The sequence below is a fragment of the Bradyrhizobium sp. S3.12.5 genome (assembly GCF_040548225.1).
Lineage (GTDB): Bacteria > Pseudomonadota > Alphaproteobacteria > Rhizobiales > Xanthobacteraceae > Bradyrhizobium > Bradyrhizobium cytisi.
Genome location: NZ_JBEPRF010000001.1, coordinates 74,981 through 96,117, shown reverse-complemented (window position 1 = coordinate 96,117; position 21,137 = coordinate 74,981). Strand labels below are relative to the sequence as shown.

The window sequence follows — 21,137 nt, the reverse complement described above, 5'->3', positions numbered from 1 at the left end:
GATGACATGGCCGCCGAAATTCGTACTTTCAACTGTTTAAACGACAATTTCGGTTATCTGATCCACGATGTGGAAACCAAGGCGACGGCGTCGATCGACGCGCCGGAGGCCGGTCCGATTCTGGCGGCGCTCGAGCGCGAGGGCTGGCAGCTCACCGACATCCTGATCACCCATCATCATGGCGATCATGTCGGGGGCGTCGCCGAACTCAAGCAGAAATTCAATTGCCGCGTCGTCGCGCCGCATGACAAGACGACAAAGATCGCAGACGTCGACCTGCGCGTCGCCAATGCCGATGTGGTCAAGGTCGGCACGCTGCTCGGGCGTGTGCTGGAAACGCCCGGCCATACACTCGACCATATCTCCTACGTGTTCGACACCGAGAAGACCCTGTTCGCCGCCGACACGCTGTTCTCGATCGGCTGCGGCCGCGTGTTCGAGGGCAGTTACCCGATGATGTGGGACTCGCTGTTGAAGCTGCGCGCCCTGCCCGACGACTTCAAGCTCTATTGCGGCCACGAATACACGGCGTCCAACGTCAAGTTCGCGCTGACCGTCGATCCCGACAATGCGGCCCTCCAGGCGCGCGCGGCGGAAGTGACGAGGCTGCGGGCGGAGAACAAGCCGACCATTCCCTCACTGCTTGGTGATGAGAAGCGAGCAAACGTGTTCCTGCGCGCCGATGAACCGTCGGTCGCAGCCAGGCTACACATGAAGGGCGCGGCTGCCGCCGCGGTGTTCGGCGAGCTGCGCGAGCGCAAAAACAAGTCCTGAAGCACAAGTCCTGAAGACCGAGTCCTGAAGACCAAGTCCTGACGGGGATCGATGCCGACTGCAGCCGAGATCATCGCGCGCCTTGAGCTCCGCCCGCACCCCGAGGGCGGACATTATCGCGAGACCTTTCGCGACCAGACCACCGACGCCAATGGCCGCTCGCGCTCGACCCTCATCTACTTCCTGCTCGCGCGCGGCGAGCGCTCGCACTGGCATCGCATCGATGCGGTCGAGACCTGGCATTACTATGCCGGAAGCCCCTTGATGCTGCGCATCGCGCATGAGGGCTGCTCCCAGCACGAGGTGCGGCTCGGCACGGACCTCGTGAGCGGCGAGCGGCCGCAGGCCATCGTCCCGGCGGATGCGTGGCAGATGGCGGAGACCACCGGCGAATGGACGCTGGTCGGCTGCACCGTGGCGCCCGCCTTCGAGTTCGCAAAATTCGAGCTCGCGCCGCGGGGCTGGGAGCCGTAACGCCAGATCTGGAATCGGGTGGGTTCGATGCCTTTCCCCCATTAGGACTGCGCTTCCAATCAATAGGAGCGCACGATGCATGGAACACTCGATCCCGCCGCCGTCCAGATCGACCCGGCCATTTTATATTTCGGAACGCCGGTCGTCCTCATCGGGTCGACCAATGACGACGACACCTACAATCTCGCGCCGATGTCGTCGGCGTGGTGGGTGGGATGGCGTTGCATGCTCGGGCTCGCAAGCAATTCCAAGACGACCGAGAACATGATGCGCACAGGCGAATGCGTGCTCAATCTGCCGTCTGCGGACCTCGTCGCTGCTGTCGACCGTCTCGCCCGCACCACGGGCTCGGATCCCGTGCCGCCAGGCAAACTCTATCGTGGCTACCGGCACGAGAAGGACAAGTTCGGCTTGAGCGACCTGACGGCGTTAGCCGGCGAGACAGTCAGTGCGCCGCGCGTTGCCGAATGCCCGGTGCAGATGGAAGCGAAGGTCGCGCATGTGCACGGGATGGCGCAGGACGATGCAGTCTGGCGCAGCCGTCTCGTGGCGATCGAGCTCCGGATCACCCGTGTTCATGCGCATCCCGACATCATGATGGACGGCGTGGACAACCGCATCGATCCCGACAAATGGCGGCCGCTGATCCTCAGCTTCCAGGAATTCTATGGCCTGACGCCGCAACGTTTGCGGCGCTCAGAGCTCGGACAGATACCGGAAGCGAAGTACCGCCCGTTGGGCTGGCAGCCGGCGCTTTGATGCGCCTCATCGCTTCCGCAGCACCATGTCCTTTGCCGCAATCAGGCCGCCGCCGGCGATCAGGATTGCGGCAATCGCAATGCTGGCGCTGGCTTTGGCAAATCCGGCGGCGATGAGAAAGCCGGTCGAGAGCAGCGGCGTCGCGTAGGAGGCGGCGCCGAGCACGCGGATATCGCCTCGTTTCATGCCGATGTCCCAGGCGTAGAAGGCAGCGCCGACGGGACCGACGCCGAGTGCGATCACCGCGAGCCACTGCAAATTCGTCTCGGGCCACACCGTCGTTTCAAGCAGACAATGCATCAGCGCGGCGAGCACTGACGTGGCGAGGCAGAAGCCCGCGACCGCATCGGTCGGCACCGCCTTCAATCGCCGCGACAGCACCGAATAAGTCGCCCAGACGAAGGCGGCGACGAATGCCGCGACCAATCCCGGCACCGCGCCCGGCGCGAAGCCGGAGGTATTGCCGGCAAACAGCAGCACGGTGCCGACGAGGCCGAGCACGGCGCCAATGACGTGATGCGCGGCGAGCCGCTCGCCCGGCAGGAACGACGAGAACAGCACGATCAGCAGCGGCCACATGTAGTTCAGAAGGCCGGCTTCGGCCGGCGGCGCGAAGCGCAGCGCGAGGAAATACAGCGCGTGATAGCCGAACAGGCCGCCAACGCCGACGAGCCATACGATGAGCGGCTGACGCAGGCTTTTCGCGGCGTCGCCGCGGCCGATCCAGGTGAGCAGGCCGACGAGACCGCCGATCGCAAAGGTCATCGCCGCAAGCTGGAACGCGGGGATCTTTCCGGTCGCCACCGTCATCACTGACAACAGCGACCACATCAGGATCGCGGTCAGTCCGATCAGTGTGGCGGTGCGCGGGGTCATGAATCAAAGGCTCTGAGGACGATGATGCCCGGCACGAGGCCGGGCATGTTCGTCTTCACTATCGCCTTGTCACGCCCAACGCTACAGGCTTGACGCCATATCAGGCGTGATACTGACCGCCATTGATGGTCAAGGTCGAGCCGGTGATGAAGCCAGCCTCGTCGGCCGCCAGGAATACGACCGCGCGCGCGATCTCTTCGGGCTCGCCGAGCCGGTTCACCGGGATTTGCGGGATCACGTTCTTCTCCAACACGTCCTTCGGCACGGCCTGCACCATCTCGGTGTTGATATAGCCAGGCGCAATGGCGTTGACCGTGATGCCGCCCTTGGCGTTCTCGATTGCGAGCGCCTTGGTGAAGCCAATGTCGCCGGCCTTCGCCGCGGAATAATTGACCTGGCCGAACTGGCCCTTCTGGCCGTTGATCGACGAGATCGAGATGACGCGGCCGAACTTGCGCGCACGCATGCCCTCGATCACCTGGCGGGTCATGTTGAACAGCGAGCCGAGATTGGTGTTGATCACCGCGTTCCACTGCTCGAGCGTCATCTTGTGGAAGGCGGTGTCCCGGGTGATGCCGGCATTGTTGACGAGCACATCGACCGGGCCGAGCTCGGCCTCGACCTTCTTCACGCCTTCGGCGCAGGCATCGAAATTGCTGACGTCCCATTTGTAGACGGCGATGCCGGTCTCGGCCTTGAACTTCTCCGCCGCCACATCATTGCCGGCATAGCTCGCCGCGACCTTGTAGCCGGCCGCCTTCAGCGCCTTGCTGATCGCAGCTCCGATGCCCCGGGTACCACCCGTCACCAATGCAACTCGTGCCATGTCGTATTCCTTCCCTTGGACTCTTCGGACGTTTCTGAGCGATCGTTTTTAGGTACGGATTATGCGGTTGCTTTGACGGACATCAAGAACAAAACGCCCGGCATTGAGCCGGGCGTTTGTATTTAGTCGAGGCTTGCGCGGTTGCGAAGAATATTTGATTTGCAACCGCCGCCTTTTTAGTCGCGTGCAACGCACTCACTGACGCGTGCAGCGCACGCGTCGGTGATCTTCAGTCGCGCGCGATGCACATCGCGATGCCCATGCCACCGCCGATGCACAGCGTGGCGAGGCCCTTCTTCGAATCACGCTTCTGCATCTCGTGCAGCAGCGTCACCAGCACGCGCGCGCCGGAGGCGCCGACGGGATGGCCGATCGCAATCGCGCCGCCATTGACGTTGACCTTGGAGGTATCCCAGCCGAGGTCCTTGTTGACGGCGCAGGCCTGCGCCGCAAAGGCTTCGTTGGCCTCGATCAGATCGAGATCGCCAACGCTCCAGCCGGCCTTCTTCAGCGCGGCACGCGAGGCCGGGATCGGGCCCGAGCCCATGATCTTCGGATCGACGCCGGCCTGCGCCCAGGACACGATGCGCGCGATCGGCTTCTTGCCTTCCTTGGCGGCCTGCTTCGCGGTCATCAGCACCACGGCGGCAGCGCCGTCATTGATGCCGGAGGCCGAACCTGCGGTGACCGTGCCTTCCTTCTCGAAGGCGGGCTTGAGCTTCGCCATCCCGTCAAGCGTTGCGCCATGGCGCGGATATTCGTCGGCGCTGACGACGATGTCGCCCTTGCGGGTCTTGATGGTGACGGGAACGATCTCGTCGTTGAACTTGCCGGCCTTCTGCGCGGCCTCGGCCTTCTGCTGCGAGGCGACCGCGAACTCGTCCTGCTGGGCGCGGGTGATCTGCCACTGCCGCGCGACGTTCTCGGCGGTGTTGCCCATGTGGTAGCCGTTGAAGGCATCCCACAGGCCGTCCTTGATCATGGTGTCGACGAACTCGACCGGGCCCATCTTGACGCCGCCGCGCAGATACTGGGCGTGCGGAGCCATGCTCATGGATTCCTGGCCGCCAGCGACCACGATTTCCGAATCGCCGTTGAGCAGCGCCTGGTAGCCAAGCGCGACCGTGCGCAGGCCCGAGCCGCAAAGCTGGTTGACGCCCCAGGCCGGGCTCTCGACCGGAATGCCCGCGGCGATCGAGGCCTGGCGGGCCGGGTTCTGGCCCTGAGCCGCGGTCAGGATCTGGCCCATGATGACTTCGGAGACCCGGCCGGGCTCGATGCCACCGCGCTCCAGCGCGGCCTTGATGGCGATCGCGCCGAGATCGTGGGCGGGAAGGGTCGCGAACGCTCCGTTGAAGCTTCCGACCGGGGTGCGGGCGGCGCTGACGATGACGACATCGTCTGACATGGGCATCTCCTGGGGTTGAATGGGGGCAGACGGGGCTGGGAAATGGCTCGCCAGTCTCGAACGGCATCCTGTTAACGTCGTTGCGGCATGTCAATCGGCTGGCGACCGAATTCATGCCGCAGCGCATTCAAAATAGCGTTCTTGGCGATTTCGCAAGCACGTTTTTGCTGTGCGATTAACCGTGCCGCACAAAACGGTAGCGTGCCCCCTTTGAAAATGCTTATTTTGTTGCGTTGCGTACTCTTCCCGCCCTGCGGCATTGGCCCTGCAGGTTCCCGTTCTCAGCGTCTTTGAAGTGAGAGCCCATGGCGAAATCAGACCAACCCACGACCATCAAGAAATACGCGAACCGCCGGCTCTATAACACCGGAACGAGCACTTACGTGACGCTGGAAGACCTCGCCGCCATGGTCAAGGATGGCGAAGATTTCCTGGTCTACGACGCCAAGACCGGCGACGACATCACGCGCTCCGTGCTCGCCCAGATCATCTTCGAGCAGGAGAACAAGGCGGGCCAGAACCTGCTGCCGACCACCTTCCTGCGCCAGCTGATTCGCTTCTACGGCGACAGCATGCAGATGGTGGTGCCGAAATATCTGGAGCAGTCGATCGCGACGCTGACCCAGGAGCAGGAGAAGTTCCGCAAGCAGATCGCCAACTCGCTGTCCGGAACTCCGTTTGCGCCCTTGGAGGAACAGGTCCGCCGCAACATGGAGCTGTTCCAGCAGACCTTCTCGATGTTCAAGCCGTTTGTCCCCACCGCAGGCCGTCCCGCGGGCTCGGCGGAGCCAGAACCGGACGCCAGCGCCGAGCCGGCCAAGGACACCAACATCGACGACCTGCGCCAGCAGATGAAGGACATGCAGGAACGCCTCGAAAAGATGTCGAAGAAGGACGAGTAGGTCTCTCGTCCGCACCGGCGCGTCCGCATGCGGCGGGCGCGCAAACGACCGATTGATTGCGGCATAGCCACGTCGCCGCGATACCGGCCAAGGCCGGAGCCCACCATGTCTGACCGAACCACGCATTGGCAGAATGTCTACGCCACCAAGGGCGAGGCCGAGGTCAGCTGGTTTCAGGACAACCCGGCGATCTCGCTCGAGATGATTCGTGCGGCCAGCCCGAACCATGACGCCGCCATCATCGATATCGGCGGCGGCGCATCGCGATTGGTCGATGCACTGCTTCAGGACGGACAGCGCAATCTCGCCGTGCTGGACCTTTCCGCCAACGCGCTCGACATAGCGAAGAAGCGAATCGGCGCGGCCGCCTCAACGGTCGACTGGATCGTCGCCGACGTCACCGCATGGCGGCCGGCGAAGATCTGGGACGTCTGGCACGATCGCGCCGCGTTTCACTTCCTGACCGATCCGCACGACCGGGCCGCTTACGTCGAGCGCTTACGGTCGGCGGTTGCGCCGGACGGGCACGTGATCATCGCGACATTCGCGCCCGACGGCCCGGAGAAATGCAGCGGCCTGCCGGTCCAGCGGCATGACAGCACGAGCCTTTCGGCGGAGCTCGGGCCGGAGTTCGAGCTGGTCGAGACGCGCAACGAGACGCACCACACGCCGTGGCATTCGACGCAGGCGTTTCAGTTCAGCCGGTTTCGGCGGCGGGGCTAGCTCCCGTCAGGCCGCCAGCTTCACCGCATGCGCAAAATCCCAATAGAGCTTGCGCGCCCTGGTATAGAGCGGGCCCGGCTTCAGCTCGCGCGCGTCGATGCGAATCACCGGCGCGACCTTTGCGAAATTGCCGGTGGAGAAGATCTCGTCGGCGGCAAGGAAATCCGCATAGCGCAGCGTCTTCTCGACCACGGTGACGCCGTCACCGCGGAGCAGGCCGATCACGCGCTGGCGCGTGATGCCGTTGAGGAAGGTGCCGTTCGGCACCGGCGTGAAGACCACGCCGTCTTTCGCCATGAACACGTTGGAATTGCCGAACTCCGCGACATTGCCGAGCATGTCGAGCATGTCGAGCATCAGAGCGTTCTGGAAGCCGCGCGAGGCGGCTTCCGCCAGCGCCCGCGAATTGTTCGGGTAGAGACAGGCGGCCTTGGCTTCGACCGGCGCGCATTCGGCGGTGGGCCTGCGGAACGGCGAAAGCGTGATCGCGCTGCCGACCGGTTTCGGCATCGGCGCCTCGTAGATGCACAGACACCAATTGGTGGTTTCAGGATCGAACAGCACGCCGCCGCCTGCGCCGTTCTGCGCCCAGTACATCGGACGAACATAGAGCTCGGCGTTCGGCGCAAAGCGCGCGATGCCTTCATTTGCGAGCGTAAGCCAGGTGCCGGCATCGACCACCGGCTTCAGGCCAAAATTGATCGCGGATTGATTGGCGCGGGCGACGTGACGGTCGAGATCCGGCGCCACGCCCTCGAATGCGCGCGCACCGTCGAACACGACCGAGCCGAGCCAGGCCGCATGCGTGCGCGGCCCCATGATCGGCACGTTGCCGTCATGCCATTTGCCCTCGAAGAAGGTCCAACTCGGCGAATATTCGATCGGCTTCCTGATCTCGGCCATGACCGGCCTCCTCTCGAAAAATATCCAGGCACTATTGTCCCAATTTCTAAACGATTTGCTGCCGGGAAGCACCAACTCTCGCATACCGGGAGGTTATAGTGTCAGGCCCTTCACGGAGTTTGCCATGCCGCTCGATCCGCTCGCAAAGCGCTTGTTGACCATGATGGCTGCGGCTACGCCGCAGGCGCGGAGCCGGCCGAGCGTCGAGGCGCGGCGACAATCGCTGGCGAAGCTGATGCAGCTCGCGCGCACCGAGGCGCCGGATGTGACGGCCTCGGACGGCAAGTTGCCCGGCCCTGGCGGCGAGCTGCCCTATCGGCTCTATTCGCCGGCGTCTGCCGGCGAGCGCGCGCCGGGCTTCGTGTTCTTTCATGGCGGCGGGCTCGTCGCCGGCAGCATTGCGACGCATGACCGTATCGCGGCGGCACTGGCGCATGCGACCGGCTGTCGACTCGTTTCGGTCGACTACCGCCTCGCGCCCGAGCACAAATTTCCTGCTGCTGTCGATGACGCGATCGCCTCCACCGAATGGGTCGCGCGCAAAGCTTCATCTCTCGGCATCGACGCCGAGCGGCTGGTGGTCGGCGGCGATTCCGCCGGTGCGACGCTCGCTGCGATCGTATGCCAGGAGGAGGCGCAGAGCGCCGGCCTCTCCATCGTCGCACAATGCCTGATCTGCCCGGTGCTGGATTTCGAGGAGACCTCGCCCTCGCGCGAAGCCTTCGCCGAGGGACATCTGATCGACCGCACCACCATCGAGGCCGATCTGTCAGATTACCTGCCCGAGGGCCTGGATGCCGCCGATCCCCGCATCTCCCCACTGCGCGCGACGCGTCTCTCAGGTCTGCCGACCGCAATCATCCACACAGCCGAGTTCGACCCGATGCGCGACGAGGGCAATGCCTACGCGCGCAAGCTGCTCGCCGCGGGCGTCGCGGTCGAGCACGCCTGCCATGACGGCATGGTCCACAATTTCCACGCCATGGGTGCGATCCTGCCGCAGGCGCAGCTCGTGCTGTCGCAGATCGGCGAGCAGGTCAGGCGCGCGGTGGAGAAATGAGGCGCGACTACGCCCGTGCGTCGAGCACAGCGCGCGCCGCCACAAGATACTCGCGCCAATGCGCGTCGGCGTAACGCTCGGCCTGGTGCGCGCAGGCGATATCAGGCGCATGTGCTGCGGCGATCGTGCGGGCAAAGCGTTCTTCGGCCACCGTCGCGCCGTGGTCCGCTTGTGTCGCAGCGAAGACGGGGGCTGCGGATGGAGCCACGGCGAGCCCCGCTAGTCCGGCAAGCAAGATGCGGCGTGACGTGTTCATCGCTGTCGTCCTCCATTGTCCGGCCTGCACTGTGGCGGGCGAGTGTGTGTCAGCGCGATCACGGCAGGGTAACCGCGCGCATGCGCATCGTCCATGGTCCGCAGATAGACCTTGACCACACGAACGATCACGTTCCATCTAGCGGGCGGTTCCGTCACCAGATCGCCACGCGTCGGATTGTCACGTGTCCCACCGCAGCCCAACGTCCGACTCGGTCTTGCGCGCTGTCGCAACAGGACTGCTGTGTCTGACGATCCCGGCGGGCGCTGTCTACGCCGCCGATGGGGACGAGGACACGGCGGCAAAGTCCGTCGTCCCGAACATCTACCTCGATCTTCGCACGACCTATGCAACGATCCCTGCGGGCACGCTCGGGCTCGGCTTCGGCAACACCTCGCTCTCGGCCGCGTTCGAAGCGCTGGCGGCACAACGCGGCGCGACGCTGCCGAATGGCTTGCCGGCCGCGAAATCGATCACCGTCGACCTGCCGCTGACCGTGGACGTCAGCGATCGCGTATCGCTCTATGGCGGTGTATCAGGTTCGACGACGGATATCGGCGGCGGCTGGTCGACATTCGACATCACCAGTTGGAACATCGGCGTGCAGGCCGACCTCTACCAGCAGAACGGCGGCAGGATCCCGACGATCACGTTGCAATCCACGCTGACCCAATCGGTGCCGAACGAGCAGGGCATGACGAATTCGTTCAACAACATCCTGGAATTCGACTACGCGCTCGACAAGGACGAGACGCGCGGCTGGCTCGCCGGCGTGCAATACACCCACACCGACATTGCCAGCCTTGTTGCCCGGATCAGGCCGAACACAATCCTCTACGCCGGCGGCTATTACCAATGGCCGAGCAACTGGAAATTCACCGGACGCCTCGGCGTGCAGTCGTTCGGCGGTGGGCAGCTCGCAGGCCGGACGCTTGCGGAGCCGTTCACCCAGCCGATCTTGCGCCTCGACCTCGACCGCATGGATGACAATGACAACCGCCTGTTCGGCATCACCGCACAGATCGCGTGGATGCCGAAGCCGTCCTACCAGATGACGCTGCGCACGCCGCTTTATGCAGTGCGCAACTAGGGTACCGGCTACTCCGGCACTGGCACGTCGAACGTATTCAGCGTGACCGAGACCATGCAATAGACCCCGACGAGATAGGACAGCTCGGCCGCGCCGTGCTCGCCGAATTCCTTCACCGCAGCCCGATAGGTCAGCTCGGGCAACACGCCGCCGCTGACCAGCGCAGACGCCATGTCGTAGGCAACCGCTTCCTGCTTGGTCAGATCGACCGGCCGCTGTCCCGCGACGATGGTCGCAAGCTTCTCGTCGGTGAGGCCGCGCTGCTCGGCGACCAGCACATGGGCATAGAGCTCGTAGCCGGAGCGGAAATGCGAACCGGTGACGAGGATCGCGACCTCGCGCACCGGCGCCGGCAGCAGCGGGTTCGACGCGATCGCCTTGACCAGCTCCCACACCGGCTTGCCGAAGCGCGGCTCGCGGACCCAGGGATTCCAGGGGCCGAGCAGCGCGCCGTCGTCGCGCATGTTCACAAAGCCCTTGAAATGGTCCTTGATGCCGGCTTGCATGTCGGCATAAAGCGGCTTCTGTTCGTCGCTCAGCTCTTTCGGATCGAGAATGGGAAGGCGCACGGCAGGATCTCCTCGTTGAGAAGATGGAAAGCTCGCCCGCGTACGCGCGCAAGGCAAGTGAAGTTGCCGTGACGACAGTGCAATTTCGCAAACGACGGAGAGGCGCCGATCTGAAGCCTTCGGGGCGTCATGGGCTCTGCGGATTGACGATATCGTCGACCGCGAGCGCCAGCGGCTGCCCGGTGTCGAGGAACGACGACAAGGCCGCCTCGAACGGCGCCGGATCGAGACCGCGCGCGGCGAGCCAGGCGGGCTCATAATAGGTCTGCCGATAACGCTCGCCGGAATCGCAGATCAGCGTCACCAGCGATCCCGTCTGGCCTGCCTTGCGCATCTCCGAGGCGAGCCGGCACAGCGCCAGGAAATTGGTGCCGGTAGAGCCGCCGACCGCACGCCGCAGCCGGCGCGACAAAACGTTCATCGCGGCAATCGTGACCGCATCCGGAATCTTCATCATGCGGTCGACCACGCCCGGCACGAACGACGGCTCGCACCGCGGCCGGCCGACGCCTTCGATCAGCGAGGGACGTTCGCAGACATGGGAGCGGTCCTGCGAGCGGAAGCAGTCGAAGAACGCGGAATGCTCGACATCGGCGACGCACAGCCGCGTCGGATATTGGCGATAGCGCAAATAGCGGCCGATGGTAGCCGAGGTGCCGCCGGTGCCCGCCCCCATCACGATCCAGTCCGGCAGCGGGTGCGGCTCGCCCTTCAGCTGGGTGAAGATCGATTCGGCGATGTTGTTGTTGCCGCGCCAGTCGGTGGCGCGCTCGGCGAAGGTGAACTGGTCCATGTAATGGCCGCTCAGCCGGGTCGCGAGCGCGGCAGCCTCCGCATAGAGCGCGCGGCCGTCGTCGATCAGATGGCAATTGCCGCCATAATGCTCGATCGCGGCGATCTTTTCCGCCGAGGTCGTGCGCGGCATCACGGCGTAAAAGGGCACGCCGATCATCTGCGCGAAATACGCCTCCGACACCGCGGTCGAGCCCGATGACGCCTCCACAACGGGCGTACCTTCGTGGATATGGCCGTTGCAGAGGGCATAGAGGAACAGCGAGCGCGCCAGCCGGTGCTTCAGGCTGCCGGTCGGATGCGTGGACTCGTCTTTCAGATAGAGGTCGATGCCCGCCAGCGCCGGCACGATCAGCCGGATCAGGTGGGTGTCGGCCGTGCGGCACTGGTCGGCTTCGATCGCAGCTACGGCCTCGTCGACCCAGCCGCGCCGGTAGGCCGGGGCGACAGGTTCATGCGGGCGAAAGGGAAGCGGCTGCATCGGACGAATCTCTCACGATGCGTATCGCGCATCAATAGCTCTGCATTATTGTTTGACGCGTTTTCATGCCGCGAACCGGTTTCCACTTCGCTGGAAAACGCTCTGGCTCAAAACTCCAGTGGCGCGTTGTCGACGACCTCCTTCATCACGAAGAAAGTGCGGGTCTGGCGAACGCCGGGCAGCGCGATGAGCTGCTCGCCATGGATGCGGTTGAAGTCCTCCATGTCGCCGACACGGATTTTCAGGAAGTAGTCGAAGTCGCCGGCGACGAGGTGGCAGTCGAGCACGAATTTCAGCCTCGTGATCGCCTGCTCGAAGGTCGCAAAGCTCTCCGGGGTCGAGCGGTCGAGCACGACGCCGACCATCACCAGCGTGCCCTTGGCCACCTTCTTCGGCGCCACCATGGCGCGGACCGCGGCAATAAAGCCGTCCTCGAACAGGCGCTGGGTGCGACGGTGGCAGGTGGCGGGGCTGATCGCGACGGTTTCGGCCAGCTCGGCGTTGCTTAGCCGGCCATTATTCTGCAGCAATCTCAACATCTTGAGGTCGATACGGTCGAGACGGGCGGACATGGAAGAAGCTTCCGGAAATTGATGCTACTACGGAAGGAATATTAGGTCTCAAGATAATATTTGCAAGATTATGTGCAACATGGGCGCAATATTCGAGAGCACCTTCTTGCTGTGCAATGCTAGCCACATCCCAGACACCAACGCCCATCGGGATGATCCAATGAGACTGAACAAATTCGCGCGCTATCCGCTGACCTTCGGCCCGACGCCCATCGAGAAGCTGGAACGGCTGTCGAAGCACCTCGGCGGCAATGTCGAGATCTACGCCAAGCGTGAGGACTGCAATTCGGGCCTCGCCTATGGCGGCAACAAGCTGCGCAAGCTCGAATACATCATCCCCGACGCAATCGCGTCGAATGCCGACACGCTGGTCTCGATCGGCGGCGTGCAGTCGAACCACACCCGCATGATCGCGGCGGTCGCCGCCAAGATCGGCATGAAGTGCCGCCTGGTGCAGGAAGCCTGGGTGCCGCACGAGGACGCCGTCTATGACCGCGTCGGCAACATCATGCTCTCGCGCATCATGGGCGCTGACGTGCGCCTGGTCGACGATGGTTTCGACATCGGCATCCGCAAGAGCTGGGAGCAGGCGATCGAGGACGTGAAAGCCGCGGGCGGCAAGCCCTACGCGATCCCGGCCGGCGCCTCCGTGCATAAATTTGGCGGGCTCGGCTATGTCGGCTTCGCCGAGGAAGTGCGCAACCAGGAGAAAGAGCTCGGCTTCAAGTTCGACTACATCATCGTCTGCACCGTGACCGGTTCGACCCATGCCGGCATGCTGGTCGGCTTTGCCGCCGACGGCCGCGCGCGAAAAGTGATCGGCATCGATGGGTCGTTCACGCCGGCGCAGACCAAGGCACAGGTGCTCGAGATCGCGCAGAACACGGCAAAGCTCGTCGAGCTTGGCAAGGACATCGTGGCAGACGACGTCGTGCTGATCGAGGACTACGCCTATCCCGCTTATGGCGTGCCGTCGGAGGAGACCAAGGAGGCAATCCGCCTCACCGCGCGGTTAGAGGCGATGATCACCGACCCCGTCTATGAAGGCAAATCGATGCAGGGCCTGATCGACCTGACCCGGAAGGGCCATTTCGAGAAGGGCGCGAAGATACTCTACGCCCATCTCGGCGGCGCGCCGGCGCTGAACGGCTATGGGTATGCGTTCCGGAACGGGTGAAGTAGGCAGCACCTCGCGCCTCCACTCCGATGTCGTCCCGGGCAAGCGTAAGCGCAGACCCGAGACCCTCTCCGCGCGTGCCCCAAGATAGATCACGCGGTATGGATCCCGGATCTGCGCTCCGCTTCGCTGCGCTTGTCCGGGATGACGTATGGAGGGAGTTGAGCGCGCCGACAACCGCTGCGCTACTTCCTACCGCGTCCTGACGATCTGCAGCAGCTCGTCGCCGTAGTGCTCGAGCTTCTTGTCGCCGATCCCCGGCACATTGCGCAGCTCGTCCAGCGTGGTCGGCCAGGCCCGGACGATGCCGTCGATGGTGGCATCGTGCAGCACGACATAGGCGGGCACGCCGCGTTCGCGCGCGATATCCGAGCGCCAGGAGCGCAGCCGCGCGCGCAATTCGGGATCGACGTCGCCCTTCGGTGCGCTGGCCGCCGGCGCGAGGTCGCCGCGGCGGGATTTTGCGCGGCTTGACCGGACCCGGGTGCCCGGCGCCTCCTCGCGCAGCCAGACTTCTGTCTCCCCGCGCAGCACGCCGCGCGCGGTCTCCGTCAGCTTCAGCGCGCCAAAGGCTTCGCTGTCGCTCTGCAAATGGCCCATGGCCACCAGCTGCCGCAGCACGGTGCGCCATTGCTTCTCGTTGAGCTCGCGCCCAATGCCGAACACCGACAGTTTGTCGTGGCCGAACTGCGTCACCTTCTCGGTCAGACGTCCGATCAGCACGTCGATCAGATGCATCGCACCGAAACGTTGTCCGGTGCGATAGGCGCAGGATAGCAGCTTCTGCGCCAACACCTTGCCGTCGCGCATTTGCGGCGGGGTCAGGCAATTGTCGCAATTGCCGCAAGTCTCGCCATGCGAGGTCTCGCCGAAATAGGCGAGCAGCCGCCGGCGCCGGCACTGCGCGGTCTCGGCGAGCCCGACCAGCGCATCGAGCTTGCCGATCGACACGCGCTTGAAGTCATCGGACCCACTGGACTCGTCGATCATGCGGCGCTGCTGCACGATGTCGGATAGGCCGTAGGCCATCCACGCCGCCGACGGCTTGCCGTCGCGCCCCGCACGCCCGGTTTCCTGGTAATAGGCCTCGATGCTCTTGGGCAGATCGAGATGGGCGACGAAGCGCACGTCGGGCTTGTCGATACCCATGCCGAAAGCGATGGTCGCGACGATGACGATGCCGTCCTCATTGAGGAAGCGATCTTGATTGCGCGAGCGCACCTGGCCATCGAGCCCGGCGTGATAGGGCAGCGCTGCAATGCCGGCCTCGGCGAGTGCGGCAGCAACCTCCTCGACGCGGTTGCGGGACAGGCAATAGACCACGCCGGCGTCTCCGGCATGGCGTTCCCGGATGAACTCCTTCAGCTGCGACACCGCATTGCGCTTGTCGACGATCTCGTAGCGGATGTTGGGCCGGTCGAAGCTCGATACGAATTGCGGGCTGTCTGTCAGCTGGAGTCGCTGGACGATCTCCTTCCGCGTCAGGTCGTCGGCGGTCGCGGTCAGCGCGATGCGCGGCACGTCGGGGAAGCGCTCGGCGATGATGGACAGGCCGACATATTCGGGCCGGAAGTCATGCCCCCATTGCGAGACGCAATGCGCTTCGTCGATCGCGAACAGCGCCACCTTGGCCTGCGCCAGCATCGACAGGCAGCGTGGCGTCACCAGGCGTTCCGGCGCGACATAGAGCAGATCGAGATCACCTGCGATCAGGCGCCGCTCGATGTCGGAGGCCTCCTGCGATGTCAGCGACGAGTTGAGCGCGGCAGCATTGACGCCGGCCTCGATCAAACCTGCGACCTGGTCGCGCATCAGTGCGATCAGCGGCGAGACAACGATACCGCAGCCCTCACGCAACAGCGACGGCAATTGATAGCACAACGACTTGCCGCCGCCGGTCGGCATCAGCACCAGGCAATTGCCGCCGTCGGTCACGTGCCGGATGATTTCGCCTTGCGCGCCTCGGAACCCCGGCAGGCCGAACACCGAATGCAGCACCGACAGCGCATCGCAGCCATCGGCCGGCGCTGGCAGCGGAGCGGTGGAAGGGGCGGACATGAGCGTGGCGTGTCGGGGGTTTGCGAGATTCGTCATAACGCCAGTCGCATGACGGCGCGGGCGTTGCAAGACTGTTTGCGCGGCGGGCGCGGCTCTTTCCCTCTCCCCTTGTGGGAGAGGGTGGCCGCGAAGCGGCGAGACGGGTGAGGGGTATCTAGCCCCGGTTCCTGTTCGGCATTGGAGTTCGCGGAGAGATACCCCTCATCCGGCGCTTCGCGCCACCTTCTCCCACAAGGGGAGAAGGGAAGAGTCTGCTACGCCCCGATCCGGCGCAGGGCCTCGGCGACCGTCACGATCGGCATGTTGCGCTTTTCCGCAGCCTTCAGCGCGTGGCGCAACAAGGCCGGGGTGCAGCCATAGGGGCTCGGCGCGTCGACGACATCGTGGCCATAGAAGATCAGCCAGCCGCCGCTTGCGACCGCCTCGTCGAAATAACGGTCCACGCCCGCCATATCGATCTCGTAATTGACCAACGGCGAAGCGCGCAGGAACTGGAGATCGATGACATCGCTGTTGACACCCGGAAGGATGCCTCGCGCAGAGCGGAAGTTCTGGGCGAGCTGCGGTTTGCGCCAGACCGAGGCAAGACCATACGGATAGGCGAAATTCTCGAGCCGGATCGAGGAATCGATGCCGAGAAAATAACTGCGGTTCCGTTCGATCTCGCGCGCCATCGCGCTCTCGTCGAGATCGACCGCGCGCGAATGCGAGAAAGTGTGGCAGCCGATCTCGTGGCCGCCGCGATGCAGCCGGACGATCGCATCGTTCGACAGGCCATGCCAATGATCCGAGGGCCGATCGATCAGGCTGCCGGCGAGATAGAACGTACCGCGCCCGCCATGCGCTTCCAGCAGCGAGGCCCCCTCGCCTGCGGCGCTATCGGGGGCGTCATCGAAGGTGAAGCTCACCATCGGCGCGTGCGCCGGCAAGCGGTGCGGCGCGGCGCGGAAATGCCGGGCCAGCCGATTGCTCAAGCGTCCGTTGAGAGCCGACAGCACGGGTGCATTCCCTGTGATTTCATATTTCTCTACTGAAACATTTGCGCGCGGTCTGAGGCAAGCTTAACGCCTGGGTAATCCTAACGCGTGACCTACAGCCTTGGGTTAACGCGCCAGCAGCGGAGCTTCCGCGTCCGTGTCGAGATATTGCAGCCAATTGCGGAAAAGCGCGGCCGCGGCGCTGCCGGCCGCAATATCGGTGCGCAAAGTCAGCGCCGGCAATTCATTGGTCAGTGCCGGATGCCGCTGGTGCCTCGCCCGCTTTTCGAAGCGCGCAAGTTTTTCCTCCGTCGCTGCGTCAAAATAACTCACGGGGAACGCCGGATAGGCCTCCCGCTCGCGCGCGAGGAAGCGGCCGACGTCGCGCAAATATTCGCGCTGCAGCGACAGCGCGTCATATTCGGGATGACCCTGGAAGAACACGAATCGGCTGTCATACTGCCGGACGAAGACGTCGACGCCGGCCTGCGCCGACCGGGTCAGCACCTGATAGCCGGCCTGCGTGAGATCTCCCTCAGTGACTTCGTTGAGACGGGAATGCGAGACCTTGAGCGGCGCCGGCGCATCACGCGTCAGCGGGTCGCCGGTCACAGTCGCGCAGTCGAAGATGCCATGACATTTGGCCGGCAGCCGCTGCCGTTCGATGCGATCGAGATGCAGCACCGCCGCATGTGCGGCAAGGCATGACCAGATCGTCGAGCGGGTATTGGTCCTGGCCCAGTCGACCAGCTCGGTGAGATCGCGCCAGTACGGCTCCTGATCGAGCTCGGGCGCGACCGGCTCGGCACCGGTCACGATCAGCCCGTCGAACCTCTCGCGCTTGAGATCGGAGAGATCGGAATATTCGCTCTCGACATGCCACTTCGCTTCCGGCGAGCGCGTCACCGACGGCAGCGAGAAGCAATGGAAGCGGATGCGGCGTGGCCCTGCAGCGGCTTGGAGCAGCTTCATGAACTGCCGCTCGGTCGCCTTCAGCGCCGTATCCGGCATGTTGTTGATCAGCCCGATGTTGAGCTCGGCACCGGCATGATCGCGCGCGAGATCGCCCTCGGCCGGCACCAGTGCCGGGCTTGCGATACCTTGATCCCTGTCGATCAAGACGCTCATCGGCCGGATTGCCTACTCCGCGGCCTGAAGACGCGCGGCCGGACAGGCCTTCTCCAGCGCCTGGTCGACGTCCTCGATGATATCAGCGGCATGCTCGATACCGATCGAGAGGCGGATCGTCTCCGGCAGCACACCAGCTGTGCGCTGCTGCTCCGGCAACATTTGCCGGTGCGTGGTCGAGGCCGGATGGCAGGCCAGCGACTTGGCATCGCCGATATTGACGAGGCGGGTGATCAGCTTCAGCGCATCATAGAAATTCTTGCCGGCTTCCATGCCGCCCTTGATGCCGAAGGTGAACAGCGAGGAGGCGTTGCCGTCGAGATACTTCTGGACCAGCGGATAATAGGGGCTATCCGGGAAGCCGGTGTAGTTGACCCAGGCGACGCGCGGATCGTTGCGCAGGAATTCAGCGACCTTTCGGGCGTTCTCGCAATGGCGCTCCATGCGCAGCGCCACCGTCTCGATGCCCTGGAGCAACAGGAAGGCGTTGAACGGCGACAGCACCGAACCCATGGTGCGCTGATAGACGCTGCGCGCGCGCTCGATATAGGCGGTCTTGCCGAAGCGCTCGGCATAGACGAGGCCATGGTAGGAGGCGTCCGGCTTGTTGTAGGCCGGGAAGCGATCGGCGTGCCTGGCCCAGGGGAAATTTCCGGAATCGACGATGGCGCCGCCGAGCGTGGTGCCATGACCGCCCAGGAATTTGGTCAGCGAATGCACGGCGATGTCGGCGCCGTAGTCGAACGGCTTGAGCAGGATGGGCGTGGCGACGGTGTTGTCGACGATCAGTGGCACGCCGTGGGCATGCGCGATCCTGGCCAGCGCCTCGATGTCGCAGACATTGCCTGCAGGATTGCCGATGGTCTCGGCGAACACCGCCCGGGTGTTCTCGTCGATCAGCTTCTCGATTGCATCAAGCTTGTCGCTCTCGGCGAAGCGACCGGTGATGCCCTGCCGCGGCAGGATGTGCGAGAGCAGCGTGTGGGTGGTGCCGTAGAGCTGCGGCACGGACACGATGTTGCCGCCGTGGTCGGCGACGTTGACGAAGGCGAAATGCAACGCAGCCTGGCCGGTCGCGACCGCGAGCGCGCCGACGCCACCTTCGAGCTGGGCGATGCGCTTCTCCAGCACCGCGCTGGTCGGATTGGCGATGCGGCTGTAACGGAAACCTTCGGCCTCGAGATTGAAGAGGGCCGCGCCATGATCGGCGCTGTCGAAGGCGTACGCCGCGGTCTGGTAGATCGGCACGGCAACCGCGTGCGTGGTGGCTTCGGGCTCGTAGCCGGCGTGAATAGCAATCGTCTCGTTGCGCATCGTACCACCTCCGCGTGGAGCGGGCTGCACTTATTGGCCTGTATGAGGCATGTGCGTTGTCCGCCGGCCCTCTGTTAGAGGCGGGTGGTAAAGCGGACAATAATTCGCCTAGAGATAGAGGAAGTAACCCTAATATTTGTTGGTGAATTGGCTAAAATTTGAACGATCCCCTCTCGCGGGGCTTCGCACGTACCGCGCGAAGGCCCCGAGAGCAAGTTCAGGCCATCGTCTCCCAGAGCCGGTGGGTCAGCACGCCGGCGCGCTTCTCGATCGCGGCGGCAGCGTCCAGCGCGAGATCCTCGCGGTAGCGGCCCGCGATGAGCTGCACGCCGATCGGCCTGCCATCGTGCACGGCCACCGGCACCACGGCGCCGGGCAGCCCCAGCACGTTGATCGCGGAGATGAAGCGGATCTCGCCCCAGAAGATTTCTTGCACGCGTTCGGCACTGACGGTGTCGTCGCGCGGACCCGGCGTCGGCTTCACCGTGGTCGGCGCGAGCACCACCGGATACTCCTCGAAGAACAATTGCCAGGCACGGATATGGCCGTTGCGGGCGGCTGTCGCCTGCATCCAGGCCTTGAGATCGAGCGCGTTGGCTTTGGTCTTCATGCCGCCCCACGCCTTGTGGAAGTCGTCCGACGTAACCTTCAGCATGCCGGCCTCCTGCATCACCACCGTCTCGTTGGTGATGATGTCGCACCAAGTCTGCCAGACGCCGTTGATGTCGGGCACCTCGACCTCGCTGACGCGATAGCCGGAGCGCTCCAGGTGATCGGCGGCCTGGCGCAGCGCCGCGCTGACCGCCGGATCGACCGCCATGTCTTCCGGGATCTTGGCCAGCGCGACCTTGATCGGGCCCTTCGGCTTCGGTCCGGTCAGCGGCGCCGGCACCCACCAGGGATCGCGCGGATCGCGCTGGCTCATCACCTCCAGCGCGAGACGGACGTCGCCGACGTGGCGGGCGAGCGGCCCCTGTGCCGACATCAGATGCGCCAGCATCGGCCGCTCCGCCGTCGCGCTTGCGTTGAAGGCGGGAATGCGGCCCTGCGTCGGCTTGATGGTGGCAACGCCATTGCAATGCGCCGGCCACCGCAGCGAGCCGCCGATGTCGTTGCCATGCGCGATGGTGCCAATGCCGGCGGCAACCGCCGACCCCGCGCCGCCCGAGGAGCCGCCGCAGGTGATGTTCGGGTCCCAGGGATTGAGGGTCAATCCGTGCAGCGGATTGTCGGTGAAGCCGCGGAACGAGAATTCCGGCGTATTGGTGAGGCCGATGACGATTGCCCCGGCCTTCTTCAGGTTACGCACCACAGGCGAATCCGATGGCGCAACGAGATCCTTGTTGGCGGGGACGCCGTTGAAATTGGGTCGGCCTTCGTAGTCGACGTTTTCCTTGATGGTGATGGGCACGCCGTGCAGAAGGCCGAGCTCGCCGCCCTTGGCGCGCCGCCTGTCGGCCGCATGCCCGGCCCTCAGCGCGTCCTCGCCGAGATCGACGACGACCGCGTTCAGCCGCGGATTGACCGCATGCATCCGCTCCAGATGCGCCTCGACGGTTTCCACCGCGGAGATTGCGCCGGCGCGGATCGCCGCCGCGGTCTCTACCGCCGACCATTGCCAGGCTGGCCCCTTGGGGGGGCGCGCAGTGGCCGATTTGCGCGCTGGCGCCACGGTCCTCTTTGTCGTCTTCTTTATCGTCTTGGCGACGGCCCCTTTGCGGACCGGACTCTTCTTGCCAGAGGTTTTCGCTGCCTTCTTGGAAGCGTTTTTCTTCATCGCCGTCTTCTTCGCCACGCCGCATCTCCTGAAATTGCGCGGCGAACGTTACGGACGGCATGCGCGGCTGTACAGGTGCGATTCTGCATGGCGCGCTGGCGCGACGCACCATCGCGTGCCCGGCGAAGGCCCCTTAGGTCCGCGCTCATGGCCTACAAAGTGGTTGAACGGCGCGGTGAACTAGCGTTAAGATTGCCGGGTTGCGACCGAGTTATTTTGACGCAGTTCTTTTGCATCGACA

At 64.3% G+C, this 21,137-nt stretch carries 21 protein-coding genes; 8 read left to right on the top strand and 13 right to left on the bottom strand.

Annotated elements, in window-relative coordinates; genetic code table 11:
• Nucleotides 1-6 precede the first annotated feature (6 nt).
• The 3 genes from gloB (at nucleotide 7) to ABIC09_RS00420 (ending at nucleotide 2,007) form a co-directional block, all read left to right on the top strand.
• Nucleotides 7-774 carry a hydroxyacylglutathione hydrolase gene (gene gloB, locus ABIC09_RS00430; protein WP_354108081.1) on the top strand — a complete coding sequence of 256 codons (768 nt, stop codon included), beginning with the start codon at nucleotides 7-9 and terminating at the stop codon, nucleotides 772-774.
• 51 nt (nucleotides 775-825) lie between these two features.
• Nucleotides 826-1,248, top strand: a complete 423-nt coding sequence (locus tag ABIC09_RS00425; RefSeq protein WP_148756463.1) for a cupin domain-containing protein — start codon at nucleotides 826-828, stop codon at nucleotides 1,246-1,248.
• 75 nt (nucleotides 1,249-1,323) lie between these two features.
• A complete protein-coding gene (locus ABIC09_RS00420; RefSeq protein WP_148756464.1) occupies nucleotides 1,324-2,007 on the top strand; it encodes a flavin reductase family protein in 684 nt (227 codons plus the stop codon).
• A 6-nt stretch (nucleotides 2,008-2,013) separates the two neighbouring features.
• Here ABIC09_RS00420 and yddG read toward each other — a convergent pair whose 3' ends face one another.
• The 3 genes from yddG to ABIC09_RS00405 form a co-directional block, all read right to left on the bottom strand.
• On the bottom strand, nucleotides 2,014-2,883 hold the full coding sequence (gene yddG / locus ABIC09_RS00415) for an aromatic amino acid exporter YddG (protein WP_148756465.1): 870 nt from the start codon (nucleotides 2,881-2,883) through the stop codon (nucleotides 2,014-2,016).
• A gap of 100 nt (nucleotides 2,884-2,983) precedes the next feature.
• A complete protein-coding gene (gene phbB, locus ABIC09_RS00410; RefSeq protein ID WP_085403614.1) occupies nucleotides 2,984-3,709 on the bottom strand; it encodes an acetoacetyl-CoA reductase in 726 nt (241 codons plus the stop codon).
• Nucleotides 3,710-3,938: 229 nt separating this feature from the next.
• Nucleotides 3,939-5,117 (bottom strand): acetyl-CoA C-acetyltransferase, encoded by a 1,179-nt coding sequence (locus ABIC09_RS00405; protein WP_148756466.1) that lies wholly within the window; start codon nucleotides 5,115-5,117, stop codon nucleotides 3,939-3,941.
• 305 nt (nucleotides 5,118-5,422) lie between these two features.
• Here ABIC09_RS00405 and phaR point away from each other — a divergent pair, with 305 nt between their 5' ends.
• Together phaR and ABIC09_RS00395 are read left to right on the top strand one after the other, a co-directional pair.
• Complete coding sequence (phaR, locus tag ABIC09_RS00400; protein WP_354108080.1) at nucleotides 5,423-6,019, top strand: polyhydroxyalkanoate synthesis repressor PhaR; 597 nt, start codon at nucleotides 5,423-5,425, stop codon at nucleotides 6,017-6,019.
• 105 nt (nucleotides 6,020-6,124) lie between these two features.
• Nucleotides 6,125-6,742 (top strand): class I SAM-dependent methyltransferase, encoded by a 618-nt coding sequence (locus ABIC09_RS00395; protein ID WP_354086391.1) that lies wholly within the window; start codon nucleotides 6,125-6,127, stop codon nucleotides 6,740-6,742.
• A gap of 6 nt (nucleotides 6,743-6,748) precedes the next feature.
• On the opposite strand, the gene ABIC09_RS00390 is transcribed toward ABIC09_RS00395, so the two are convergent.
• Entirely contained in the window at nucleotides 6,749-7,645 is an 897-nt protein-coding gene (locus tag ABIC09_RS00390; protein WP_354108079.1) for a branched-chain amino acid aminotransferase, read from the bottom strand.
• A 124-nt stretch (nucleotides 7,646-7,769) separates the two neighbouring features.
• Between ABIC09_RS00390 and ABIC09_RS00385 the strand changes: the two genes are divergently transcribed.
• On the top strand, nucleotides 7,770-8,705 hold the full coding sequence (locus tag ABIC09_RS00385; protein WP_354108078.1) for an alpha/beta hydrolase: 936 nt from the start codon (nucleotides 7,770-7,772) through the stop codon (nucleotides 8,703-8,705).
• 7 nt (nucleotides 8,706-8,712) lie between these two features.
• Here ABIC09_RS00385 and ABIC09_RS00380 read toward each other — a convergent pair whose 3' ends face one another.
• A complete protein-coding gene (locus tag ABIC09_RS00380; RefSeq protein ID WP_148756471.1) occupies nucleotides 8,713-8,961 on the bottom strand; it encodes a hypothetical protein in 249 nt (82 codons plus the stop codon).
• Between the two features lie 217 nt (nucleotides 8,962-9,178).
• On the opposite strand from ABIC09_RS00380, the gene ABIC09_RS00375 reads away from it, so the two are divergent.
• Complete coding sequence (locus ABIC09_RS00375; RefSeq protein WP_354108077.1) at nucleotides 9,179-10,051, top strand: hypothetical protein; 873 nt, start codon at nucleotides 9,179-9,181, stop codon at nucleotides 10,049-10,051.
• Between the two features lie 8 nt (nucleotides 10,052-10,059).
• Here the strand turns inward: ABIC09_RS00375 and ABIC09_RS00370 are convergent, their stop codons facing one another.
• From ABIC09_RS00370 to ABIC09_RS00360, 3 genes are all read right to left on the bottom strand, one after another.
• Nucleotides 10,060-10,620, bottom strand: coding sequence for a carboxymuconolactone decarboxylase family protein (locus ABIC09_RS00370; protein WP_354108076.1), 561 nt, complete (start codon nucleotides 10,618-10,620; stop codon nucleotides 10,060-10,062).
• Nucleotides 10,621-10,747: 127 nt separating this feature from the next.
• The gene (locus tag ABIC09_RS00365) at nucleotides 10,748-11,893 is read right to left on the bottom strand and encodes a PLP-dependent cysteine synthase family protein (protein ID WP_354108075.1); all 1,146 of its coding nucleotides are present in this window, start codon (nucleotides 11,891-11,893) and stop codon (nucleotides 10,748-10,750) included.
• Nucleotides 11,894-12,000: 107 nt separating this feature from the next.
• Entirely contained in the window at nucleotides 12,001-12,465 is a 465-nt protein-coding gene (locus tag ABIC09_RS00360; protein ID WP_354086395.1) for an Lrp/AsnC family transcriptional regulator, read from the bottom strand.
• A 160-nt stretch (nucleotides 12,466-12,625) separates the two neighbouring features.
• On the opposite strand from ABIC09_RS00360, the gene ABIC09_RS00355 reads away from it, so the two are divergent.
• The gene (locus ABIC09_RS00355) at nucleotides 12,626-13,642 is read left to right on the top strand and encodes a 1-aminocyclopropane-1-carboxylate deaminase (protein WP_354108074.1); all 1,017 of its coding nucleotides are present in this window, start codon (nucleotides 12,626-12,628) and stop codon (nucleotides 13,640-13,642) included.
• Between the two features lie 192 nt (nucleotides 13,643-13,834).
• Here ABIC09_RS00355 and recQ read toward each other — a convergent pair whose 3' ends face one another.
• From recQ to ABIC09_RS00330, 5 genes are all read right to left on the bottom strand, one after another.
• Complete coding sequence (gene recQ, locus ABIC09_RS00350; RefSeq protein ID WP_354108073.1) at nucleotides 13,835-15,700, bottom strand: DNA helicase RecQ; 1,866 nt, start codon at nucleotides 15,698-15,700, stop codon at nucleotides 13,835-13,837.
• 254 nt (nucleotides 15,701-15,954) lie between these two features.
• Entirely contained in the window at nucleotides 15,955-16,698 is a 744-nt protein-coding gene (locus ABIC09_RS00345) for a polysaccharide deacetylase family protein (protein WP_354086397.1), read from the bottom strand.
• Between the two features lie 105 nt (nucleotides 16,699-16,803).
• Nucleotides 16,804-17,805, bottom strand: coding sequence for a homoserine O-succinyltransferase MetA (gene metA, locus ABIC09_RS00340; RefSeq protein WP_354108072.1), 1,002 nt, complete (start codon nucleotides 17,803-17,805; stop codon nucleotides 16,804-16,806).
• 12 nt (nucleotides 17,806-17,817) lie between these two features.
• Entirely contained in the window at nucleotides 17,818-19,119 is a 1,302-nt protein-coding gene (locus ABIC09_RS00335) for an O-acetylhomoserine aminocarboxypropyltransferase/cysteine synthase family protein (protein WP_354108071.1), read from the bottom strand.
• A gap of 217 nt (nucleotides 19,120-19,336) precedes the next feature.
• Nucleotides 19,337-20,914: an amidase family protein gene (locus ABIC09_RS00330; RefSeq protein ID WP_354108070.1), complete on the bottom strand. Its 1,578-nt coding sequence runs from the start codon at nucleotides 20,912-20,914 to the stop codon at nucleotides 19,337-19,339.
• Nucleotides 20,915-21,137: the final 223 nt, after the last annotated feature.

Coding starts and splice junctions, on each gene's coding strand:
- yddG (WP_148756465.1), bottom strand. CDS start 2,883: ATGACCCCGCGCACCGCCACACTGATCGGACTGACCGCGATCCTGATG.
- metA (WP_354108072.1), bottom strand. CDS start 17,805: ATGAGCGTCTTGATCGACAGGGATCAAGGTATCGCAAGCCCGGCACTG.
- ABIC09_RS00405 (WP_148756466.1), bottom strand. CDS start 5,117: ATGTCAGACGATGTCGTCATCGTCAGCGCCGCCCGCACCCCGGTCGGA.
- recQ (WP_354108073.1), bottom strand. CDS start 15,700: ATGTCCGCCCCTTCCACCGCTCCGCTGCCAGCGCCGGCCGATGGCTGC.
- ABIC09_RS00385 (WP_354108078.1), top strand. CDS start 7,770: ATGCCGCTCGATCCGCTCGCAAAGCGCTTGTTGACCATGATGGCTGCG.
- ABIC09_RS00335 (WP_354108071.1), bottom strand. CDS start 19,119: ATGCGCAACGAGACGATTGCTATTCACGCCGGCTACGAGCCCGAAGCC.
- phbB (WP_085403614.1), bottom strand. CDS start 3,709: ATGGCACGAGTTGCATTGGTGACGGGTGGTACCCGGGGCATCGGAGCT.
- ABIC09_RS00355 (WP_354108074.1), top strand. CDS start 12,626: ATGAGACTGAACAAATTCGCGCGCTATCCGCTGACCTTCGGCCCGACG.
- ABIC09_RS00365 (WP_354108075.1), bottom strand. CDS start 11,893: ATGCAGCCGCTTCCCTTTCGCCCGCATGAACCTGTCGCCCCGGCCTAC.
- ABIC09_RS00390 (WP_354108079.1), bottom strand. CDS start 7,645: ATGGCCGAGATCAGGAAGCCGATCGAATATTCGCCGAGTTGGACCTTC.
- ABIC09_RS00395 (WP_354086391.1), top strand. CDS start 6,125: ATGTCTGACCGAACCACGCATTGGCAGAATGTCTACGCCACCAAGGGC.
- ABIC09_RS00360 (WP_354086395.1), bottom strand. CDS start 12,465: ATGTCCGCCCGTCTCGACCGTATCGACCTCAAGATGTTGAGATTGCTG.
- ABIC09_RS00420 (WP_148756464.1), top strand. CDS start 1,324: ATGCATGGAACACTCGATCCCGCCGCCGTCCAGATCGACCCGGCCATT.
- gloB (WP_354108081.1), top strand. CDS start 7: ATGGCCGCCGAAATTCGTACTTTCAACTGTTTAAACGACAATTTCGGT.
- phaR (WP_354108080.1), top strand. CDS start 5,423: ATGGCGAAATCAGACCAACCCACGACCATCAAGAAATACGCGAACCGC.
- ABIC09_RS00380 (WP_148756471.1), bottom strand. CDS start 8,961: ATGAACACGTCACGCCGCATCTTGCTTGCCGGACTAGCGGGGCTCGCC.
- ABIC09_RS00425 (WP_148756463.1), top strand. CDS start 826: ATGCCGACTGCAGCCGAGATCATCGCGCGCCTTGAGCTCCGCCCGCAC.